This is a genomic window from Massilia sp. X63 (assembly GCF_041023745.1).
Lineage (GTDB): Bacteria > Pseudomonadota > Gammaproteobacteria > Burkholderiales > Burkholderiaceae_D > Telluria.
In genome coordinates this window covers 88,259-107,037 of record NZ_JBFTEF010000005.1, presented here as the reverse complement: position 1 = coordinate 107,037, position 18,779 = coordinate 88,259, and the positions used below count along the sequence as shown (strand labels likewise).

The 18,779-nt window shown below is 65.9% G+C and carries 17 protein-coding genes; 13 read left to right on the top strand and 4 right to left on the bottom strand.

Annotated elements, in window-relative coordinates; translation table 11 throughout:
• Positions 1–103: 103 nt before the first annotated feature.
• From AB3347_RS11875 to pcp, 4 genes are all read left to right on the top strand, one after another.
• Positions 104–406, top strand: a complete 303-nt coding sequence (locus AB3347_RS11875; protein WP_369092011.1) for a YciI-like protein — start codon at positions 104–106, stop codon at positions 404–406.
• A 69-nt stretch (positions 407–475) separates the two neighbouring features.
• Entirely contained in the window at positions 476–1,174 is a 699-nt protein-coding gene (locus AB3347_RS11870) for a DUF969 domain-containing protein (protein WP_369092010.1), read from the top strand.
• Positions 1,171–2,127, top strand: a complete 957-nt coding sequence (locus AB3347_RS11865; protein WP_369092009.1) for a DUF979 domain-containing protein — start codon at positions 1,171–1,173, stop codon at positions 2,125–2,127. The genes AB3347_RS11870 and AB3347_RS11865 overlap by 4 nt, the downstream gene beginning before the upstream one ends.
• Positions 2,124–2,768: a pyroglutamyl-peptidase I gene (gene pcp, locus AB3347_RS11860; RefSeq protein WP_369092008.1), complete on the top strand. Its 645-nt coding sequence runs from the start codon at positions 2,124–2,126 to the stop codon at positions 2,766–2,768. Before AB3347_RS11865 ends, pcp begins: the two co-directional genes overlap by 4 nt.
• Before the next feature lie 61 nt (positions 2,769–2,829).
• On the opposite strand, the gene AB3347_RS11855 is transcribed toward pcp, so the two are convergent.
• On the bottom strand, positions 2,830–3,237 hold the full coding sequence (locus AB3347_RS11855) for a hypothetical protein (RefSeq protein WP_369092007.1): 408 nt from the start codon (positions 3,235–3,237) through the stop codon (positions 2,830–2,832).
• A gap of 205 nt (positions 3,238–3,442) precedes the next feature.
• Between AB3347_RS11855 and AB3347_RS11850 the strand changes: the two genes are divergently transcribed.
• A complete protein-coding gene (locus tag AB3347_RS11850; RefSeq protein ID WP_369092006.1) occupies positions 3,443–3,652 on the top strand; it encodes a hypothetical protein in 210 nt (69 codons plus the stop codon).
• Here the strand turns inward: AB3347_RS11850 and AB3347_RS11845 are convergent.
• Genes AB3347_RS11845 through AB3347_RS11835 form a run of 3 tightly spaced genes read right to left on the bottom strand, consistent with a single transcriptional unit; the run spans position 3,639 to position 6,663 of the window.
• Positions 3,639–4,598: a LysR family transcriptional regulator gene (locus AB3347_RS11845; RefSeq protein WP_369092005.1), complete on the bottom strand. Its 960-nt coding sequence runs from the start codon at positions 4,596–4,598 to the stop codon at positions 3,639–3,641. The two genes, AB3347_RS11850 and AB3347_RS11845, sit on opposite strands and share 14 nt — an antisense overlap.
• Before the next feature lie 17 nt (positions 4,599–4,615).
• Positions 4,616–5,542, bottom strand: a complete 927-nt coding sequence (locus AB3347_RS11840; protein WP_369092004.1) for a pseudouridine-5'-phosphate glycosidase — start codon at positions 5,540–5,542, stop codon at positions 4,616–4,618.
• A 2-nt stretch (positions 5,543–5,544) separates the two neighbouring features.
• Positions 5,545–6,663: a carbohydrate kinase gene (locus AB3347_RS11835; protein ID WP_369092003.1), complete on the bottom strand. Its 1,119-nt coding sequence runs from the start codon at positions 6,661–6,663 to the stop codon at positions 5,545–5,547.
• 292 nt (positions 6,664–6,955) lie between these two features.
• On the opposite strand from AB3347_RS11835, the gene xapA reads away from it, so the two are divergent.
• The 8 genes from xapA to AB3347_RS11795 all read left to right on the top strand — a co-directional run bounded on the left by xapA (position 6,956) and on the right by AB3347_RS11795 (position 18,779).
• The gene (gene xapA / locus AB3347_RS11830) at positions 6,956–7,798 is read left to right on the top strand and encodes a xanthosine phosphorylase (RefSeq protein ID WP_369092002.1); all 843 of its coding nucleotides are present in this window, start codon (positions 6,956–6,958) and stop codon (positions 7,796–7,798) included.
• A gap of 22 nt (positions 7,799–7,820) precedes the next feature.
• Positions 7,821–9,014: a phosphopentomutase gene (locus tag AB3347_RS11825; RefSeq protein ID WP_369092001.1), complete on the top strand. Its 1,194-nt coding sequence runs from the start codon at positions 7,821–7,823 to the stop codon at positions 9,012–9,014.
• Entirely contained in the window at positions 9,011–9,967 is a 957-nt protein-coding gene (gene deoC / locus AB3347_RS11820) for a deoxyribose-phosphate aldolase (RefSeq protein WP_369092000.1), read from the top strand. The genes AB3347_RS11825 and deoC overlap by 4 nt, the downstream gene beginning before the upstream one ends.
• Before the next feature lie 18 nt (positions 9,968–9,985).
• The gene (locus tag AB3347_RS11815) at positions 9,986–12,364 is read left to right on the top strand and encodes an aldehyde dehydrogenase family protein (RefSeq protein ID WP_369091999.1); all 2,379 of its coding nucleotides are present in this window, start codon (positions 9,986–9,988) and stop codon (positions 12,362–12,364) included.
• A gap of 157 nt (positions 12,365–12,521) precedes the next feature.
• The gene (gene deoA / locus AB3347_RS11810) at positions 12,522–13,847 is read left to right on the top strand and encodes a thymidine phosphorylase (RefSeq protein WP_369091998.1); all 1,326 of its coding nucleotides are present in this window, start codon (positions 12,522–12,524) and stop codon (positions 13,845–13,847) included.
• A 10-nt stretch (positions 13,848–13,857) separates the two neighbouring features.
• Positions 13,858–14,262 carry a cytidine deaminase gene (locus AB3347_RS11805; RefSeq protein WP_369091997.1) on the top strand — a complete coding sequence of 135 codons (405 nt, stop codon included), beginning with the start codon at positions 13,858–13,860 and terminating at the stop codon, positions 14,260–14,262.
• A gap of 199 nt (positions 14,263–14,461) precedes the next feature.
• On the top strand, positions 14,462–17,365 hold the full coding sequence (locus AB3347_RS11800) for a type VI secretion system Vgr family protein (protein ID WP_369091996.1): 2,904 nt from the start codon (positions 14,462–14,464) through the stop codon (positions 17,363–17,365).
• 7 nt (positions 17,366–17,372) lie between these two features.
• On the top strand, positions 17,373–18,779 hold the full coding sequence (locus AB3347_RS11795) for a hypothetical protein (RefSeq protein WP_369091995.1): 1,407 nt from the start codon (positions 17,373–17,375) through the stop codon (positions 18,777–18,779).

The window sequence follows — 18,779 nt, the reverse complement described above, 5'->3', positions numbered from 1 at the left end:
GCCGCATAGCCTGTTCCCTGGTCATGGGCATGACGGCAGGGCAGGGGGCGCCGGCATCGGGTACCATGGGTTTCGTCAACGCTTTTCCACACCAGGAGTTCCCGTGCACTACCTGCTCATGTATGACCTCGCCCCCGACTACCTGGACCGGCGCGCCGAATTCCGCGACGAACACCTGAAGCTGGCCTGGGAAGCGCAGCGGCGCGGCGAGCTGGTGATGGCCGGTGCGCTGATGGAGCCGTCCGACCGCGCCGTGCTGATGTTCAGCTGCGACAGCGCCGAGCCGGTGCAGATGTTCGCCGCCCGCGACCCGTACGTGACCCACGGCCTGGTACGCGCCTTCCACGTGCGCCAGTGGAATACCGTGGTGGGCGAGGATGCTTTCAACCCCGTTCACCCTGGGTAATTTGCTAATGGCAAATATGCACTGAACTTCAGGTAAGATTCCCCGGCTTCCAACTGAGCCGGAGGGTTCATGCAATCTGCCGTCAATCTATGGCCGCTGCTCGGCGTCGCAGTCGTCGTCGCCGGGTTCCTGCTGCGCGCGCATCCCGTGCTGGTGGTGGTGGCCGCCTGCGGCGTCACCGGCCTGGCCGCCGCGATGCCGCCGGAAGGCATCCTTGCCTCGCTCGGCGCCGCTTTCGTCAAGACCCGCAACCTGCCGCTGATCCTGCTGCTGCCGTTGGCCGCGATCGGCCTGCTGGAGCGCGCCGGCCTGCGCGAACGCGCCCAGGCCGCGATCGCCAGGGTGCGTTCGGCCACCGCCGGGCGCCTCCTGATCGTCTACCTGTTCGCGCGCGAGACCTCGGCCGCCGCTGGCCTGACCAGCCTGGGCGGCCATCCGAACATGGTGCGGCCGCTGGTGGCGCCGATGGCCGAAGCCGCGGCCGAGACCCGCTACGGCAGCCTGCCCGAACCCCTGCGCCACCGCATCCGCGCGATGGCCGCCGCCACCGACAACGTCGGCCTGTTCTTCGGCGAAGACATCTTCGTCGCCTTCGGCGCCATCGTGCTGATGCAGACCATCCTGAACGCCGAGGGCATCGCGGTGAACCCGCTGCACATGGCGCTGTGGGGCATCCCGACCGCGATCACCGCCTTCGTCATCCATGCCTGGAACCTGCACCGGCTCGATGCGCGCATCGTGCGCGAAATGGGGGCGGTGAAGGCATGATCACGCTCGAGCATTTCTACGTGCTGGTCGGCCTGCTGTTCGTGGCCGTGGCCGTGATGAACCTGCGCGACCGCAGCAATCCGCGCCGTTTCACCACGGCGCTGTTCTGGGGCCTGTACGCCTTGCTCTACCTGGCCGGCGAACGCCTGCCCCCAAGCATGGTAGGCGCCCTGATGATCCTGATGGCGCTGGTGGCCGGCTTCAAGGGCGTCGCTGCCGGCAAGCCGGCCGTGCTGCCGGAGGAGCAACGCCGCGCCAGCAGCGCGCGCCTCGGCAACCGCCTGTTCATCCCGGCGCTGCTGCTGCCGCTGGTGACGATGCTCGGCGCCACCGTGTTCAAGGACGTGCAGGTCGGCGGGCTGCCGCTGCTCGACCCCAGGCACCTGACCCTGGCCAGCCTGGGCGTGGCGGCGCTGGTGGCGCTGGGCGCGGCCTGCTGGCTGACCCGTTCCACGCCGCTGCAGGGGGTGCGCGAGGCGCGCCGGCTGGTCGACGCGATGAGCTGGGCCGTGGTGCTGCCGCACATGCTGGCCGTGCTCGGCCTGCTGTTTACCGAGGCCGGCGTGGGCAAGGCGGTGGCGCACGTGACGACCTCGTACATCGACATGGATTCGCGCTTCCTGGCCGTCAGCGTGTTCTGCATCGGCATGGCGCTGTTCACCATCGTGATGGGGAACGGCTTCGCCGCTTTCCCGGTCATGGCGGGCGGTGTCGGCATTCCGGTGCTGGTCGGGGTCTACGGCGCCAACCCGGCCGTGATGGCGGCGATCGGCATGTTCAGCGCCTATTGCGGTACATTGATGACGCCGATGGCGGCCAACTTCAACATCGTGCCGGCCGCGCTGCTCGACCTGCCCGACAAGAATGCCGTGATCCGGGCGCAGATCCCGACCGCGCTGCCGCTGCTGGTGGCGAACATCTTCCTGCTGTATTTCCTGATGAACCAACGATGAACACTGTCCTGCTTACCGGCTTCGAGCCGTTCAACAAGGCGAACATCAACCCCGCGTGGGAAGCGGTGCGCGCGCTGGAAGGGTGGGGCGGCGCGGCCTTCCGGGTCGAGGTGCGCCAGCTGCCCTGCGTGTTCGGCCAGGCCAACGCGGCGCTGGCTGCGATGGTGGACGAACTGCGGCCGGACATCGTGATCGCCGTCGGCCAGGCCGGCGGGCGCGCCGAGATCTCGGTGGAGCGGGTGGCGATCAATGTGGACGACGCCTCGATCCTGGACAACGCCGGCCAGCAGCCGGTGGACCGCAGGATCTGCGAGGACGGGCCGGCGGCGTATTTCAGCACGCTGCCGATCAAGGCCATGGTGGCGGCGATGCGTGAGAAGGGAGTGCAGGCGGGGGTGTCGCAGACCGCCGGCACCTTCGTGTGCAACCATGTGTTCTACGGCCTGATGCATCACACCGCCGGCAAGGCGGTGAAGGCCGGTTTCATCCACGTGCCCTTCCTGCCGGAGCAGGCCGAGGCGCGGTCCGACAGCCCGCCCTCGATGCCGCTGGACGACATCATCCGGGGCATCATGACGGCGGTCGAGACGGCCGTGAACGTGGAACGCGACGTGGCGAACGTCGGCGGCGCGACCCACTGAGCCGCCTGCCCACGTACGCCATGCATCGGGGCGGGCGCCCCGATGATCGACGCTTCAGGAATTAACGCTTTTCCTGCAGCTTCTCGCCTGCGCGCTCCAGGGCGGCGCCGGTCTTGTCGCCCACCTTGTCCGAGGCTTCACGGACGTTGGCGGCGGCTTCCTTCGATTCCTGCTTGATCTCGGCGCCGGCTTCGCGCATGTTTTCGCCGGCCTTGTCGGCGGCGTGCTCGATGTTCTGGCCGGCGCGGTCGGCGGCGGCGTCGACACGCTCGGCCGCATTCTCGGTGGCGTTCTCGACGCGCTGCGCGGCTTCACGGGTTTCCTGGGCAGCGTTGGCGGCGGCGTTGTCGACGGCCGCGCCGGCTTCCTGTGCCGGACCCATGTTCGGGTTGTCGTCGGCTTTCTTGCAGCCGGTGGCCATCACGGCGACGGCGAGCATCAGGGCGGAAATGGTGGCGGTGGTTTTCATGGTGTGCTCCTTGTGAAGAGGTTTAAGTTATTCATCTTTTGACAAGAGTTTGCACCAAGGCGCTGTCGAGAACGGTGCGCGAAGTAACGCAGAATAAAGAAAACCTTGCTCTTGAAACAAAATTAATGGAGGCGGCCGTCGTCATCGGTTTTGTCAAAGGGCGATTGCCTTGGAGTGCGAGCTTGGAGGATGTTAGGATGAATCAATGGACCGAAGAACTGACTACAAGACCGCATTGCTCATCGACTCCGCGATCCACGAAGCGGCCAGCGAAGGCCGTCCGCATGCCGCCACCGAGCTGGCAAAGATGGGCGTGCCGCTCGAGATCACGATGCGCGTGCTGACCCGGCCGGTCGAGCGGCGCCACCAGATGGCGTCGCTCAGCACCGTGGCCGTGGAAATCAAGCGCCAGTAAGCGGCCCGGGGGCCCCGGCCGTCGCTTCCTTCGCTTCGTCCGCTTCCTTCTGTTCCGGGAACAGGATGTTGAGGAAAGCCCGCACCACCGGCGCATCGCCCTCCACCGGATACGTGATGTACAGGTTGGCCGACGGCGGATTGGTCCGGATCGGCAGGAAACGCACGCCCGGCCAGCCGATGCGGCTGGTGGTCTGGGGCAGCAGCGCCACGCCCAGGCCGGCGCCCACCATCGCCAGCAGGGTCTGGGGCTCGGCCGCTTCCTGGAAGATGGTCGGCTGGAAGCCGGCATTCACGCAGCACTGGATCAGGTAGCGCGGCTCGGCCGACTGGTCCAGGTGCAGGGTCAGCATCGGCTCGTGCGCGATGTCGATCAGTTCGATGGCTTCCTGGCGGGCCAGCGGATGCTTTTCGTTGATCGCCACGCACACGTTCTCGCGGAAGCACAGGTCCTGGCGCAGGCCGGCCTGCTTCAGCACGTCCGGCTCGATGCGCGGCTCGCGCCAGAAACCGACGTCGATCTGGCGGGCGCGCAGCGCTTCCCACTGGTCGTTCGGCCCGAGCTCATGGATGGTCCAGGTCACGCGTGGATATTGACTCTGAAAGCGTTCGAGCAGGGCCGGGATCGGCCCCCACATCGCCGAACCGACGATGCCCACGCGCAGGCGGCCCACTTCGCCGCGGTCGATCTGGCGGATGGTGTCGATCGTCATGCGCATCTTGGCCAGCAGCTCGGCCGCCTCCGTCATCAGCGCCTTGCCGGCCACGGTCAGCTCGAAGCTGCGCGTGGTGCGCGTGAACAGGCGCACCCCCAGTTCGCTCTCCAGCTTCATGATCTGCTGGCTCAGCGGCGGCTGCGAGATGTGCAGGCGTTCGGCCGCGCGCGAGAAGCTCTTCTCTTCCGCCACCGCCAGGAAGTAGCGCAGCTGTTTCAGGTCGATCGACATGGTGCGCTGGTCCTGGCTCAGGCGGCCGGGTTGGCGTTGGCGTTCAAGGCCACGGCCAGGCGCGCGCCCACCAGGGCGTTGTGCTTGACCAGCGCGATGTTGGTGGCCAGGCTGCGGCCCTGGGTCAGCTCCTTGATGCGGGCCAGCAGGAAGGGCGTCACCGCCTTGCCCTTCACGCCTTGCTGCTCCGCTTCACCCAGCGCCTGCGCGATGATGGCGTCGATCTCGTCGGCCGGCATCGCCGATTCGCCCGGCACCGGATTGCTCACCACCACGCCGCCCGCCATGCCCAGCTGCCACTTGGTGCGGATGAAGGCAGCCTGCTCCTGCGGCGTATCCAGCTGGAAATCGGCCTGGAAGCCGCTCTCGCGGGTGAAGAAGGCCGGGAAGCCGGGCTGGCCAACGCTCACCACCGGCACGCCTTGCGTTTCCAGGTATTCCAGGGTCAGGCCGATGTCGAGGATCGACTTCACGCCGGCGCACACCACCGCCACGCTGGTGTGGGCGAGTTCCTGCAGGTCGGCCGAGATGTCGAAGCTGGTCTCGGCGCCGCGGTGCACGCCGCCGATGCCGCCGGTGACGAACACCTCGATGCCGGCCAGTTGGGCGCAGATCATGGTGGCGGCCACGGTGGTGGCGCCCAGTTTGCCGGTAGAGAGCACGTAGGGCAGGTCGCGGCGGCTGACTTTCATCGCATCGGGAGAGGCGCCCAGCAGTTCCAGCTGCTGCTCGGACAGGCCGACGCAGATATTGCCGTCGATGATGGCGATGGTGGCCGGCACGGCGCCGGCGTCGCGGATGATCTGCTCCACCTCGCGCGCGGTCCGCACGTTCTGGGGGTAGGGCATGCCGTGCGAAATGATGGTCGATTCGAGTGCGACGACGGGTTTGCCGGCGGCGCGCGCGGCCGCCACTTCGGGCGAGAACAGCAGGAAGGATTGCATGGTCAGTCCAGTTCAGATGCGTTGATGAGGGATTCCAGGTGGCCTGCGTCGAGCGTCGGGCAGACGGTCTGCGCGCACCCGATGGTCATGGCGGAGAGCTGCAGGCCGCGGCGGCAGGCCAGCCCGAGGTCGGCGGCGTCGTCGCCGTCCTTGTGCAGCGACCAGCAGACCGCGGCTGCGAAGGCGTCGCCCGCGCCGGTGACGTCGACCACCTCGACCCGCGGCGCTTCCAGGTGCATCATGCCGGCGGGCGAGGTATGCATGACGCCGCGCGCACCGCGCGTGACGATCAGGTCCTGCGCGCCCTGGCGCTGCAGTTCGAGGCAGGCGGCGCCGATGGCGGCGTCGCTGTCGAGCGTGCGGCCGACACGGGCCGCCAGCTCGCCCTCGTTCAGGATCAGCAGGCGCAGGCCGCGCAGGCTGTGCGGCAGGCGCGCCATCTTCGGTTCCGACGCCGCCACCAGCACCAGCGGCACGCCGTCGCGGGCGGCGTCGTCGAGCAGGGCGGCAACCGATTCGATCGGCAGGTTCAGGTCGGCCACCACCAGCGCGGCGCCGGCGCGCTGCTGCTGGCGGGTGGCGAGAAAGGCGGGGCTCAAGCGGTCGTTGAGCGCCATGTCGGCCAGCGCCACCACCATGTCGCCGTCGTGGCCCAGCACCGCGGTGTAGGTGCCGCTGCTGGCGCCATCCAGGCGCAGCGCGCCACGGGTGTCGATGCCGGTTTCCTCGGCATGGGCGAGCAGGGCGCCGCCCGAAGCGTCGTTGCCGACCGCCGTGATCAGGGCCGTCGGTGTCCCCAGGCGCGCCAGGTTCTCGGCGATGTTGCGGGCCACGCCGCCGAAGGATTCGTCCTGCGAGGCCGGGTTCGAGGTGCCGAGCACCAGCCGGTCGATGCTGCGCAGCTTGCGGTCCAGGTTGGACGCGCCGATGCAGACGACCGGGCGCTGGTCCGGCAGCACATAGGCGCGGCCCAGGATGCGGCGTTCGCGCACCAGCGTGGCGATGTAATTGGCCACGGCCGAGCGGGACAGCCCCAACTGGGTGGCGAGGTCCTGCTGCGAGATGAAGGGATTCGCGCGGATCAGCTCGTACAACTGTTCTTTTTTAGGCAGGTCGGTCACGGTGGTGGCGGTAGGCTAGGCGTCGGTCTAAACAAATGTCCATCAATACTAGACAAATGTTTGATGGCTGTCAAAGCATTCTTCGGTGTTGCCGAATTTGCAGGTCAACAATACACCGCCTAATTTATTTTTTAAACCAATAAATCGACAAGAAAAATGGTATTTGCCATACATATCGCCCCTCATGCATAGTTATAATATTCCGGCTGATATGTGTCTCTTGCTCATTGTCTTGTAGCAGTTCGTAGCAGCCTCCTCACACCATCTCCCGATCCCGCATACAAGGACAACCATGTTCAGCAATACCCCATTTGAAGCAGCAGAAGTCATCCAGGCCCGCAAACCCGGTTTCCAGCCGCGCGCCGCACTGATCCTGGGTTCGGGCCTGGGCGTGCTGGCCGAACAGATGACGGATGCGGTCTCGATCAGCTATGCCGACCTGCCGGGCTTCCCGATCAGCACCGTGCACGGCCACGCGGGCGAACTGGTGCTCGGCACCCTGGCCGGCGTGCCGGTGGTGTGCATGAAGGGCCGCGGCCACTTCTACGAAGGCTATGGCGCCAACGTCATGACCTCGGCCGTGCGCACCTTCAAGCTGATCGGCTGCGAGATGCTGCTGGTGACCAATGCCGCCGGCTCGCTGCGTCCCGAAGTGGATGCGGGCAGCGTGGTGGTCCTGAACGACCACATCAACCTGCTGCCGGGCAGCCCGATGGCCGGCCCCAACGACGAGCGCTTCGGCCCGCGCTTCTTCAGCATGGCCAATGCCTACGACGCCGAGCTGCGCGCCCTGATCAAGGAAACCGCAGCAAGCAAGGCCATCACCCTGCACGAAGGCGTGTACCTGGCCTGCCCGGGCCCGAACTTCGAGACCGCCGCCGAAATCCGCGCCTTCAAGACGCTGGGCGCCGACGTGGTCGGCATGTCGGTGGTGCCGGAAGTGATCTCGGCGCGCCACTGCGGCCTGAAGGTCGCCGGCATCTCGGCGATTACCAACCTGGCCGAGGGATTGACCCCGTTCCCGCTGTCGCACGAGCAGACCCTGAAGTACGCCGCGATCGCGGCCAAGGACCTGGTCACCCTGATCCATTCCTTCATCGAGCGCCTCGGTTCGACCCCGCGCGCGACTGCGTAATTTTTCTTTAGCGAGCGATACCATGTCACGCGCATTCATCCTCCTGCTTGACTCCTTCGGCCTGGGCGCCTTGCCCGACGCCGACAAGTACGGCGACGCCGGCGCCAATACCTTCGGCCACATCGCAGCCTGGGCCGCGAAAGAGGGCAAGCCGATGTCGCTGCCGAACCTGGAGCGCCTCGGCCTGGCCGCGGCCGCGCACAAGGCCAGCGGCGAATGGGCCGCCGGTTTCCAGCAGCGCGACGGGTTTACCGGCGCCTGGGGCGCCGCGCGCGAACAGTCGACCGGCAAGGACACGCAGAGCGGCCACTGGGAGATCGCCGGCGTGCCGGTGCTGTTCGACTGGGGCTACTTCCCGAAGACCGTGCCGTCCTTCCCTCAAGAGCTCACCGACAAGCTGCAGGAGCTCACGGGCGTGCCGGGCTGGCTGGGCAACTGCCACGCGTCCGGCACCACCATCATCGACGAGCTGGGCGACGAGCACGTCGCGACCGGCCGTCCGATCCTGTACACCTCGGCCGACTCGGTGCTGCAGATTGCCGCGCACGAAGAGCACTTCGGCCTGGAGCGCCTGTACGGAGTCTGCGAAGCCGCGTATGAACTGGTCAAGCCCTACAACATCGGCCGCGTGATCGCGCGTCCCTTCCTGGGCGCGAACGGCAAGTACAAGCGCACCAGCAACCGCCACGACTACGCCGTGCCGCCCACCGCGCCAACGCTGCTGGACCACGTCAAGAACGCCGGCGGCGAAGTCATCGCCCTCGGCAAGATCAGCGACATCTTTGCCGCGCAAGGCGTGACCCAGCTGATCAAGGGCGCCGACAACATGGCCCTGTTCGACCGCCTGGTCGAAGTGGCGGACACCGCGCCGGGCAAGTCGCTCACCTTCGTGAACTTCGTCGACTTCGACATGCACTTCGGCCACCGCCGCGACGTCGCCGGCTATGCGAACGCGCTGCACGAACTGGACGCGCGCCTGCCCGAGTTCATGGCCAGGCTCAAGGACGGCGACCTGGTCGTCATCACCGCCGACCACGGCTGCGACCCGACCGCGCCGGGCTCGGACCACACCCGCGAGCACATCCCGATGATCTTCTTCGGCCCGGGCGTCGCCGCCCAGGAACTGCCGATCGCGAATACCTTCTCGGATATCGGCGCAACCCTTGCCAAGCACCTTGGCGTCAAACCACTTTCGAACGGAACCGCACTGCTATGACCCAGCCCCTGGATTTCAAACGTAACACCGCCGTCGGCCTCGACCTCGGCCTGGTCAAGCACGTCAAGGTGAACCGCAACGCGGCCGACCGCCGCGCCGCCAGCCTGGCGAACCGCCGTACCGTCAAGAAGGAATACCAGGCTGCCTGGCTGGTGCGCGCGATCGAGTGCATGGACCTGACCACCCTGGGCGGCGACGACACCCCGGGCCGCGTCGAGCGCCTGTGCATGAAGGCGATGCGCCCGCTGCGCGCCGATTTGATGCAGGCCCTGGGCCTGGAATCGCTGACTACCGGCGCCGTCTGCGTGTACCACGAGATGATCCAGCCGGCCGTGAAGATCCTGCAGGGCCGCCTGCCGATCGCCGCGGTGTCGACCGCCTTCCCGGCCGGCCTGTCGAGCCTGGAGACCAAGCTGCGCGAGATCGAGCTGTCGGTGGCCGCCGGCGCGACCGAGATCGACATCGTGATCACCCGCCAGCACGTCCTGACCGGCAACTGGCAAGCCCTGTACGACGAAATGCTCGCCTACCGCCAGGCCTGCGGCGACGCGCACGTGAAGGCGATCCTGGCCACCGGCGACATCGTCACCCTGGACAACGTGGCCAAGGCCTCGATGGTCTGCATGATGGCCGGCGCCGACTTCATCAAGACCTCGACCGGCAAGGAAGGCGTCAACGCCACCATTCCGGTGTCGCTGGTGATGACCCGCGCGATCCGCGACTACTACGAGCAGACCGGCTTCCAGGTCGGCTACAAGCCGGCCGGTGGCGTGAGCACCGCCAAGGCCGCGCTGCAGTACCTGACCGTGATGAAGGAAGAACTCGGCAACGACTGGCTGCAGCCGCACCTGTTCCGCATCGGCGCGTCGAGCCTGATGACCGACATCGAACGCCAGCTCGAACACTACGTGACCGGCAACTACTCGGCCGCCCATCGCCACGCGCAACCATAAAACAGCATCGGATTCGTCATGCCAACTATTAAAGAGATTCTTCAGACTATGGATTACGGCCCCGCACCAGAAAGCACCAAGGAAGCAAATGCGTGGCTGGACCAGCATGGACGCCGTTTTGGCCTGTTCATCGACGGCGCGTGGACCGAAGCTGCCACCACCTTCGCCACCAGCAACCCGGCCGACGCCAGCGAACTGGCGCAAGTGACGCAAGCGACCAGCGACGACGTGGAACGCGCCGTGCAGGCCGCGCGCCGCGCCCAGCCGGGCTGGGTGGCCATGGGCGGCCAGGGCCGCGCGCGTGTCATGTATTCGCTGGCGCGCCTGCTGCAGAAGCACTCGCGCCTGTTCGCGGTGCTCGAGACCCTGGACAACGGCAAGACCATCCGCGAAACCCGCGATGCCGACCTGCCGCTGGCCGCACGCCACTTCTACCACCACGCCGGCTGGGCCGCCCTGCAGTCGGAAGAATTCGCCGACTACCGCGCCGTGGGCGTGGTCGGCCAGATCGTGCCGTGGAACTTCCCGCTGCTCATGCTGGCATGGAAGATCGCCCCGGCCCTGGCCGCCGGTAACACGGTCGTGTTCAAGCCGGCCGAGTTCACTCCCTTGAGCGCCTTGCTGTTTGCGGAGATCTGCCAGCAGGCGGGCGTGCCGGCCGGCGTGGTCAACATCCTCACCGGCGACGGCGCCGTGGGCGAAGCCATCGTGAATCACCCGGGCATCGACAAGCTGGCTTTCACCGGCTCGACCGAAGTCGGCCGCATCATCAGGAAGGCCACCGCCGGCACCGGCAAGAAGCTGTCGCTGGAACTGGGCGGCAAGTCGCCCTTCATCGTGTTCGACGACGCCGACCTGGATGCGGCGGTCGAAGGCCTGGTCGACTCGATCTGGTTCAACCAGGGGCAAGTCTGCTGCGCCGGTTCGCGCCTGCTGGTGCAGGAATCGGTCTATGACCGCTTCATCGCCAAGGTCAAGGCCCGCATGCAGAACCTGCGCGTCGGCTCGCCGCTGGATAAATCGAACGACATCGGCGCGCTGGTCGACCCGATCCAGCAGCAGCGTATCCACGCGCTGGTGGAATCGGCGCGCACCGAGGGTTGCGAAGTGTGGCAGCCGAGTTGCGAAGCTCCTAGCGCCGGCTCCTGGTACCTGCCGACCCTGATCACGGGCGCCTCGACCTCGGCCGCCGTGGCGCAAGCCGAGATCTTCGGCCCGGTGCTGGTGGCGATGAGCTTCCGCACGCCGAGCGAAGCGGTGCAGCTGGCGAACAATACCGTCTACGGCCTGGCCGCCTGCGTGTGGTCGGAATCGATCTCGCTGGCGCTGGACGTGGCGCCCCAGATCAAGGCCGGCGTGGTGTGGATCAACACCGCCAACCAGTTCGACGCGGCCTGCGGCTTCGGCGGCTACAAGGAATCGGGCTTCGGCCGCGAAGGCGGCAAGGAAGGCATGTACGAGTACCTGACGCCTCTAGCGGAAGACGCACGCCCGGCGGCGCCTGTCGTCCCTGAAAAAGGCCGCGTGAAGGCCTCGGACGAAGGCAGCCCGTTCGCCGTCGACCGCACTGCCAAGCTCTACATCGGCGGCAAGCAGGCGCGCCCGGACGGCGCCTACAGCCGCGCGATCCTGGGCGCGAACGGCGCCTTCCTGGCCGACGTCGGCGAAGGCAACCGCAAGGACATCCGCAACGCCGTGGAAGCGGCGCACAAGGCGTCCGGCTGGTCGAAAGCCACCGCGCACAACCGCGCCCAGGTGCTGTACTACATCGCCGAGAACCTGGCGATCCGCGCCGACGAATTCGCCCAGCGCATCGCCGCGCAGACCGGCGCCAAGGATGCCGCGCGCGAAGTGCAGGCCTCGATCGAGCGCCTGTTCTACTGGGCCGCCTGGTGCGACAAGTACGACGGCGCGGCCCACCAGCCGCCGATGCACGGCATCACCGTGGCGCTGAACGAGCCGGTCGGCGTGATCGGCATCATCTGCCCGAACGAGAACCCGCTGCTGGGCTTCATCTCGCTGGTGGCGCCGGCGCTGGCCCTGGGCAACCGCGTGGTGGCAGTGCCGTCGGAAACGGCGCCACTGTCGGCCACCGACCTGTACCAGGTGCTGGACACCTCGGACCTGCCGGGCGGCGCGCTGAACATCGTCACTGGTTCGGCATCCGAACTGGCGCGCACCCTGGCCTCGCACGCGGACGTGGACGCCGTGTGGCGCCACGACGGTTCGGCGGAAGGCTGCGCGGAAGTGGAGCGCTTATCGAGCGATTCGCTCAAGCGCACCTGGGTCGGCGGCGCCAAGGGCCGCGACTGGTTCGATGCGAAGCAGGCTTGCGGCCGCACCGTGCTGCAGCATGCTTCCCAAGTCAAGAACGTCTGGATTCCGTACGGCGTCTAAGTATTGTTGGCGTCTGCAATGGCGCATTGGTAGGGTGGGCGGCTTTGCCGCCCACGCGTTCAAATCACGTGTTTCGGCCCGCTCCGTGGCTGTTCATGGGCTGCTTGAACGCGTGGGCGGGAGACCCGCCCACCCTACGTTATAGAAAAGGATTGATATGTTCCTCCCCCAAGAAATCGTCCGCAAGAAGCGTGACGGCGGCACCTTGAGCGCCGAAGAGATCCAGTTTTTTGTACGCGGCATCCCGGACGGCAGCACCACCGAAGGGCAGATCGCCGCGCTGGCGATGGCTGTCTACTTCAACGACATGACCATGGACGAACGCGTCGCCTTCACGCTGGCGATGCGCGATTCCGGCCAGGTCCTGGATTGGAAATCGCTCGATCTGCCGGGCCCGGTGGTCGACAAGCACTCGACCGGCGGCGTCGGCGACGTGGTCTCGCTGATGCTGGGGCCCATGATCGCGGCCTGCGGCGGCTTCGTGCCGATGATCTCGGGCCGCGGCCTGGGCCACACCGGCGGCACCCTGGACAAGTTCGATTCGATCCCCGGCTACAGCACCGTCCCCAGCCCGGAAAAATTCCGCGAGGTCGTCAAGGACGTGGGCGTGGCCATCATCGGCCAGACCGCCCAGCTGGCGCCGGCCGACAAGCGTTTCTACAGCATCCGCGACACCACGGCGACCGTGGAATCGGTGGCCATGATCACCGGCTCGATCCTGTCCAAGAAGCTGGCCGCCGGCCTCGACGCCCTGGTGATGGACGTGAAGGTCGGCAGCGGCGCCTTCATGCCGAGCTATGACAAGTCGGTGGAGCTGGCCGAGAGCATCGTCCACGTCGGCAACGGCGCCGGCACCCGCACCTCGGCCATCCTCACCGGCATGAACGAGTCGCTGTGCCACGCGGCCGGCAACGCGGTCGAAGTGCGCGTCGCCATCGACTACCTGACCGGCAAGTCGCGCCCGGCACGCCTGCACGAAGTGACGATGGCGCTGTGCGCCGAGATGCTGGTCATCTCGGGCATCGCTGAGAACGAAGGCGAGGCGCGCGCCAAGCTGCAGGCGGCGCTGGACTCCGGCGAAGCGGCGGAACGCTTCGCGCGCATGGTCACCGCGCTGGGCGGCCCGGCCGACCTGATGGACAAGCCGGACGCCCACCTGGAAGCCGCCCCGGTCATCGTGCCGGTGCCGTCCCTGCAGGCAGGCTTTGCCACCTCGGTCGACACCCGCGGCCTGGGCCTGGCGGTGGTGGCCCTGGGCGGCGGCCGCGTGCGTCCGCAGGACACGATCGACTTCGCCGTCGGCCTGACCAATCTGGTGGAACTGGGCGATGCAATCGCAGTCGGACAGCCGCTGGCCATGGTCCACGCCCGCAGCCAGGACGCTGCCGAGCAGGCGGTGCGCCAGGTGCAGGCCGCCTATCGGATCGGCGCCGACAAGGCCGCGGCCGAGCCGATGATCTACCGCACCATCCGTCCTGAATAAAGACCCGGACATGAAATACGCAAAACTGATCGATGAAGCCCGCGCCGCGCGCGAACTGGCCTACACGCCTTACTCGAAGTTCCAGGTCGGCGCCGCCCTGGAATGCAAGGACGGCCGCATCTTCCGCGGCTGTAACGTGGAGAACGCCTCCTACGGCCTGTGCAACTGCGCCGAGCGCACCGCCTTCTTCAGCGCCATCGCGAGCGGCTACAAGCCGGGCGACTTCACGGCCCTGGCCGTGATCGGCCAGACCGACGGCCCGATCGCGCCCTGCGGCGCCTGCCGCCAGGTGATCCTGGAACTGGGCGGCAATGCGCTGCCGGTGGTGCTGACCAACCTGAAGGGCGATGTGTTCGAGACCACGGCGGCGGAACAGCTGCCGAACGCGTTCGGCGGGCGCGACCTGCACGCGTAAGCGTCAAGCGCGCTCCTCCCTCGAAAAGCGCTGACCGTGGCAACACGGCAGCGCTTTTTTTATTGCCCGCGTCAGATTTTTCCGAAAGCTTAGCGGCAAGTCCACTGCCGTAGGTCAAGCCTGATCCTTCTCAACAGTAACAAAGCGGTCTGGACGTGTAATCGCTGGAATCACTGTGCCATGCACAAAGGGAGATCCAATGCCAGCACACGACAGCCTGCATACGCTACTTGCCCGCTTCACCCAGGACACGCGCCTGATCCGGCTCACCACCCCATTGGGCCAGGACCTGCTGGCGGAATGCGTCCACGGCGAAGAGGCCATCAGCAGGGGCTACTGTTTCCGCATCGATGCGCTGTCGACGGATACCCATGTGTCCCTGAGGGCGCTGCTCGGGCAGCCAGCGCTGGTGCAGCTCCTGACGGCCGAGAGCAGGGACGCCCTGCGTCCCTTCCACGGCTACGTCACCGCCGCCGAGATGAGCGGCGCGAACGGCGGCTTCGCGCGCTACGTGCTCACCATCGAACCCTGGACCCAGTTTCTCTCGCTGGGCCGGGACAGCCGGATATTCCAGGACATGAGCGTGTTCGACATCCTGGACGTGGTCTTCGGCAGCTATGGAGGACGGGGCAGGATCGCGCCCGCCTGGCGCTTCGAGCTGGCCGACCGGGAACGCTATCCCAAGCGCAGCCTCACCACGCAGTACCAGGAAAGCGACCTGGCCTTCGTCGAGCGGCTGATGCACGAGGAGGGCCTGTTCTACTACTTCGAACACCGCGGCGACCCGGACAGCGCCTCGCTCGGCAGCCATACGATGGTCATCGCCGACCATAACGGGGCATTCACGCCGAACGTGCAGTCCTCGGTGGCGTTCACCCGGCCCGGTGCGGTCATGAAGGCGGACAGCATCGACCGCTGGCGCACCGAAGTGCGCCAGTCGACCAATGCGATCGAGATGGGCAGCTGGGACTACCGCAGCGCGCGCCCGCGGCAGGTGTGCGCTGCCGGCGCCGACGCGGGCGACACGCTGTCGTGCAGCCGCGACGCGCCGGGACTCTATGCCTGGGCAGACCGCGAGCAGGGCGAGCGCATCGCGAAAAACCAGATCGAAGCGATCGAAGCGGCGCGGCGCATCCACATCGGGGCCGGGACCGTGCGTACTTTCGGGCCCGGCACAAGCTTCACCCTCCACGGGCATGCGCAGTTCGACCGTGCCGACCACGACGACGGACGTACTTTCGTCATCGTGCGGGCGATGCACCTGATGCACAACAACCTGAGCGCCGACATGCGCGACGGCCTTGCCAGGCTGTTGGGGCACGGTGCGGTGGCGCGGGCGGGCGCCGCAGAGCCCATGCTGAAAGCCCGGCTACCCGGCGACGACCGGCCGCTGTACCGCAACCGGATCGACGCCATCCTGGCGAGCGTCCCTTACCGCAGCTGTGCGCCGGATGGGCATGGCCAGCTCCTGCATCCGCGCCCGACCGTTCCGGGCCAGCAGACCGCGATCGTGGTCGGCCCTCCCGGTGCGGTGATCCACACCGACCGCGACCACCGCATCAAGGTGCAGTTCCACTGGCAGCGCGGCCTTGCCAGCCACGGCCGCCTCGAGCATCCATCGCCGGAAGGGCATACCGGCGCACCGGGCGACGATACGGCCGGAACCTGGGTGCGGGTGGCGACGCCGGTGGCGGGCGCGAACTGGGGCAGCAACATGCTGCCGCGGATCGGCCAGGAAGTGCTGGTCGATTTCCTCGAGGGCGATATCGACCGGCCGGTGGTGATCGGCAGCCTGTACAACGGCCGCGGGCGGCAGGACGGGGCGCACAACGAGGTGGCGTATGGACCAGGCGCGGCGACCGGCAACGCGGCGCCGTGGTTCCCCGGTGAAGCGGGCGGACATGGACACGCAGCGGTCCTGTCCGGGTTCAAGTCGCAGGCCATGGGCGACAGCCAGGCAGGCAGCGGCGCGTACAACCAGCTGGTATTCGACGATGCACCCGGCCAGCCGCGCATCGGCTTGCAGCACCACGCGAAGCAGCACGACGGCGCTGCGGAACTGAACCTGGGCCACCTGCGGCACCAGAGCGACAACGAGCGCCTGGACACGGTCGGCTTCGGCGCGGAACTGAAGACGGCCAACAGCGCCGCGCTGCGCGCCGGGCGGGGGCTGCTGCTGTCGACCGATGCGCGCACCGGCGGCCGCGGCACCCTGCTGGACTCGCGCGAGGCAGTGCGCCAGATCGAAGAGAGCCATCAATTGCAGGTTTCAGTGGCGGCGCTGGCGCAGAAGCACAACGCGAAACTGGAGGATGAAGCGGCGCCGGAAGCGCTCCTGGCGATCAGGCAGATGGCGCATAGCCTCGAGGTGTTGAACGCGGATTCGGGTGGACAGCAGCCCGTGGAGGCGTACAGCGAGCCGCATCTGCAGCTGTCGAGTCCTGCAGGGATTGTCGTGACCACGCCGGCGGATGCGCTGCTGTCGGCGGGAACGAGCAGCAGCATCGTGGCCGGGCAGGATATCAATCTGGTGGCGCAGGGGAACATGGCCACGCTTGCGGCAAGCGGCATCAGCCTGTTCACCTATGGGAAAGCGACCAACAAGGAGAAGCCGAACCAGGAGGTGGGGATCAAGCTCCATGCGGCCAGCGGAAAGTTCAGTTGTCAGAGCCAGTCGGGGCCGACTTCGCTGACGGCGGACAAGAAGGTTACGGTGGCGAGCGTCACCAAATCGGTAACGGTTTCGGCGCCAAAGAAGCACGTGTTGCTGACGGCGCAGGGGGCGTATATCAAGCTGGAGGGCGGGAATATCGAGGTGCATGCGCCGGGCGAGGTGGAGTTCAAGGCGAGCAAGAAGGAGCTGGCGGGGCCGGTCAGCGTGTCCAGTCCCGAGCTGGCCATGAAAGTGTCGGAGCTCAATCTAAAGCGCGATCTGGAGATTGAGTATGCCGATGCAGACGGCAACAATCTTACCGATGAGCCCATTACACTGCGCTTCAACTCAGGTGCAGAAAAGCAGGCTGTACTGGACGGCAGCGGCAAAGCTGTGATCAAGAATGCTCCGCTTGGACCATTCGGTGCGAATCAGCCGCGGCGTAAGTGAGGCAATCATGGGCGCAAAAGAAGCAGGGGCCGCATCGAATAGCACTGCGCAGGATGTCTGCATTGACTTGCCGGGCGAACGTGTGCAGTGCTGGCGTTCCGGCGATAAGGTCAAAGTCGTCCTACGTAAGCACCGCGATATCTTCTTCGATATCAATCTGAAGAGTAATGCTATTTATACGGTCGAGTCGAAGTCGAAGTTCTACAGCCCGAGAGAAAAGAAGTTGCTGAAGAAAGTTCTGTTCTTCGATGGAGAACGCTTACACCTTTGGGTTGGCCGAGACTTCCAGGGACCGCTCATCCTCAGCGTTGACGGGAATGTCATCGGTAGATATGAAGTGTCTGGTCTCGATCCAGTCAAATACAGAGGCGATCCCAAGGAGAAGCCGGAACCACTTCTGATTGCCATGGGTAAGGGGAAAAGCGGCTTCTCCTGCACCACGACGGACCCATTGGGAGCCAGCAGAAGTCAACTGGATATCTTCTCGTTGCTGCAACCTAAACTGCCGCTCTTGACCGATGTAGGGCGCAGTCGTTTTGACTATTTGTACTCTCACTCGCCACCGGAGATTACGGAATACGCAGCGGTCGTCGACGTAAAGCCGGATGAAATTCGTCCAGAGGTGTTAAAGCAGCTCGAGAGCGGTGCAGTTGCAGGCTCGCCGAGCCAGATTTTCACGGTTCCGGACAAGTCGCATGGAGACTCGTTACTCATCCGTGCGTTGAGTGCAACGGCAACGGCCATTGCAGGAAACACCTTCGTTACCAGTAACGAATTTAAGGAAACTGCCGGTTATATCCAGGAGAATTGGAGATCGCTCGACAAGCTGTCAATGACCGTGCGCATTGAAAAAAAGGCGAAAGGAAAATATAAGGCTGTGCTGAAGGGTAAACCCTTATCCCGCATATTTGCCGAATCGGCAGGCCTTGCGCAAAAATCGAAGGCGATTCACAAGACTGCCACTCTTGGCTCGGAGGCAAGCAAATTTATCGACGGAGGCTTTGGGCGAACAGGAAAGGCAGGATATGGCGGTGCGCGTCGAATCATGCTCACTGCAGCCGATAACTTCAAAGGTGGAATGAAAATACAGGTCATAGGGACGATCATCGACGTGTTTGTTGACGCGCATACAGTTTATTTCGACGAGAAAGGCAGCAATGACTTATCGGAATTCCTTGGCCGTGCAGGCGTTTCAATGGCAAAAGCTGGCTTGACTGCTGCAATAGGCAGTGTGTTGGCGGCAGCCGGCGTAGCAGCGGTGACAGCTGTGAGCGTGGCCGCAGGTGCTGCGGCTGCGCCCGTGATTGCTGCTGTGCTGGTGGTCGTCGCCGGTTACGTCGCCTCCGCCTATGTCGTAGATGCAATCGATGAGACCTTCAAAATCAAACAGTCGGTTGCTGAGCTCGCGAGATAA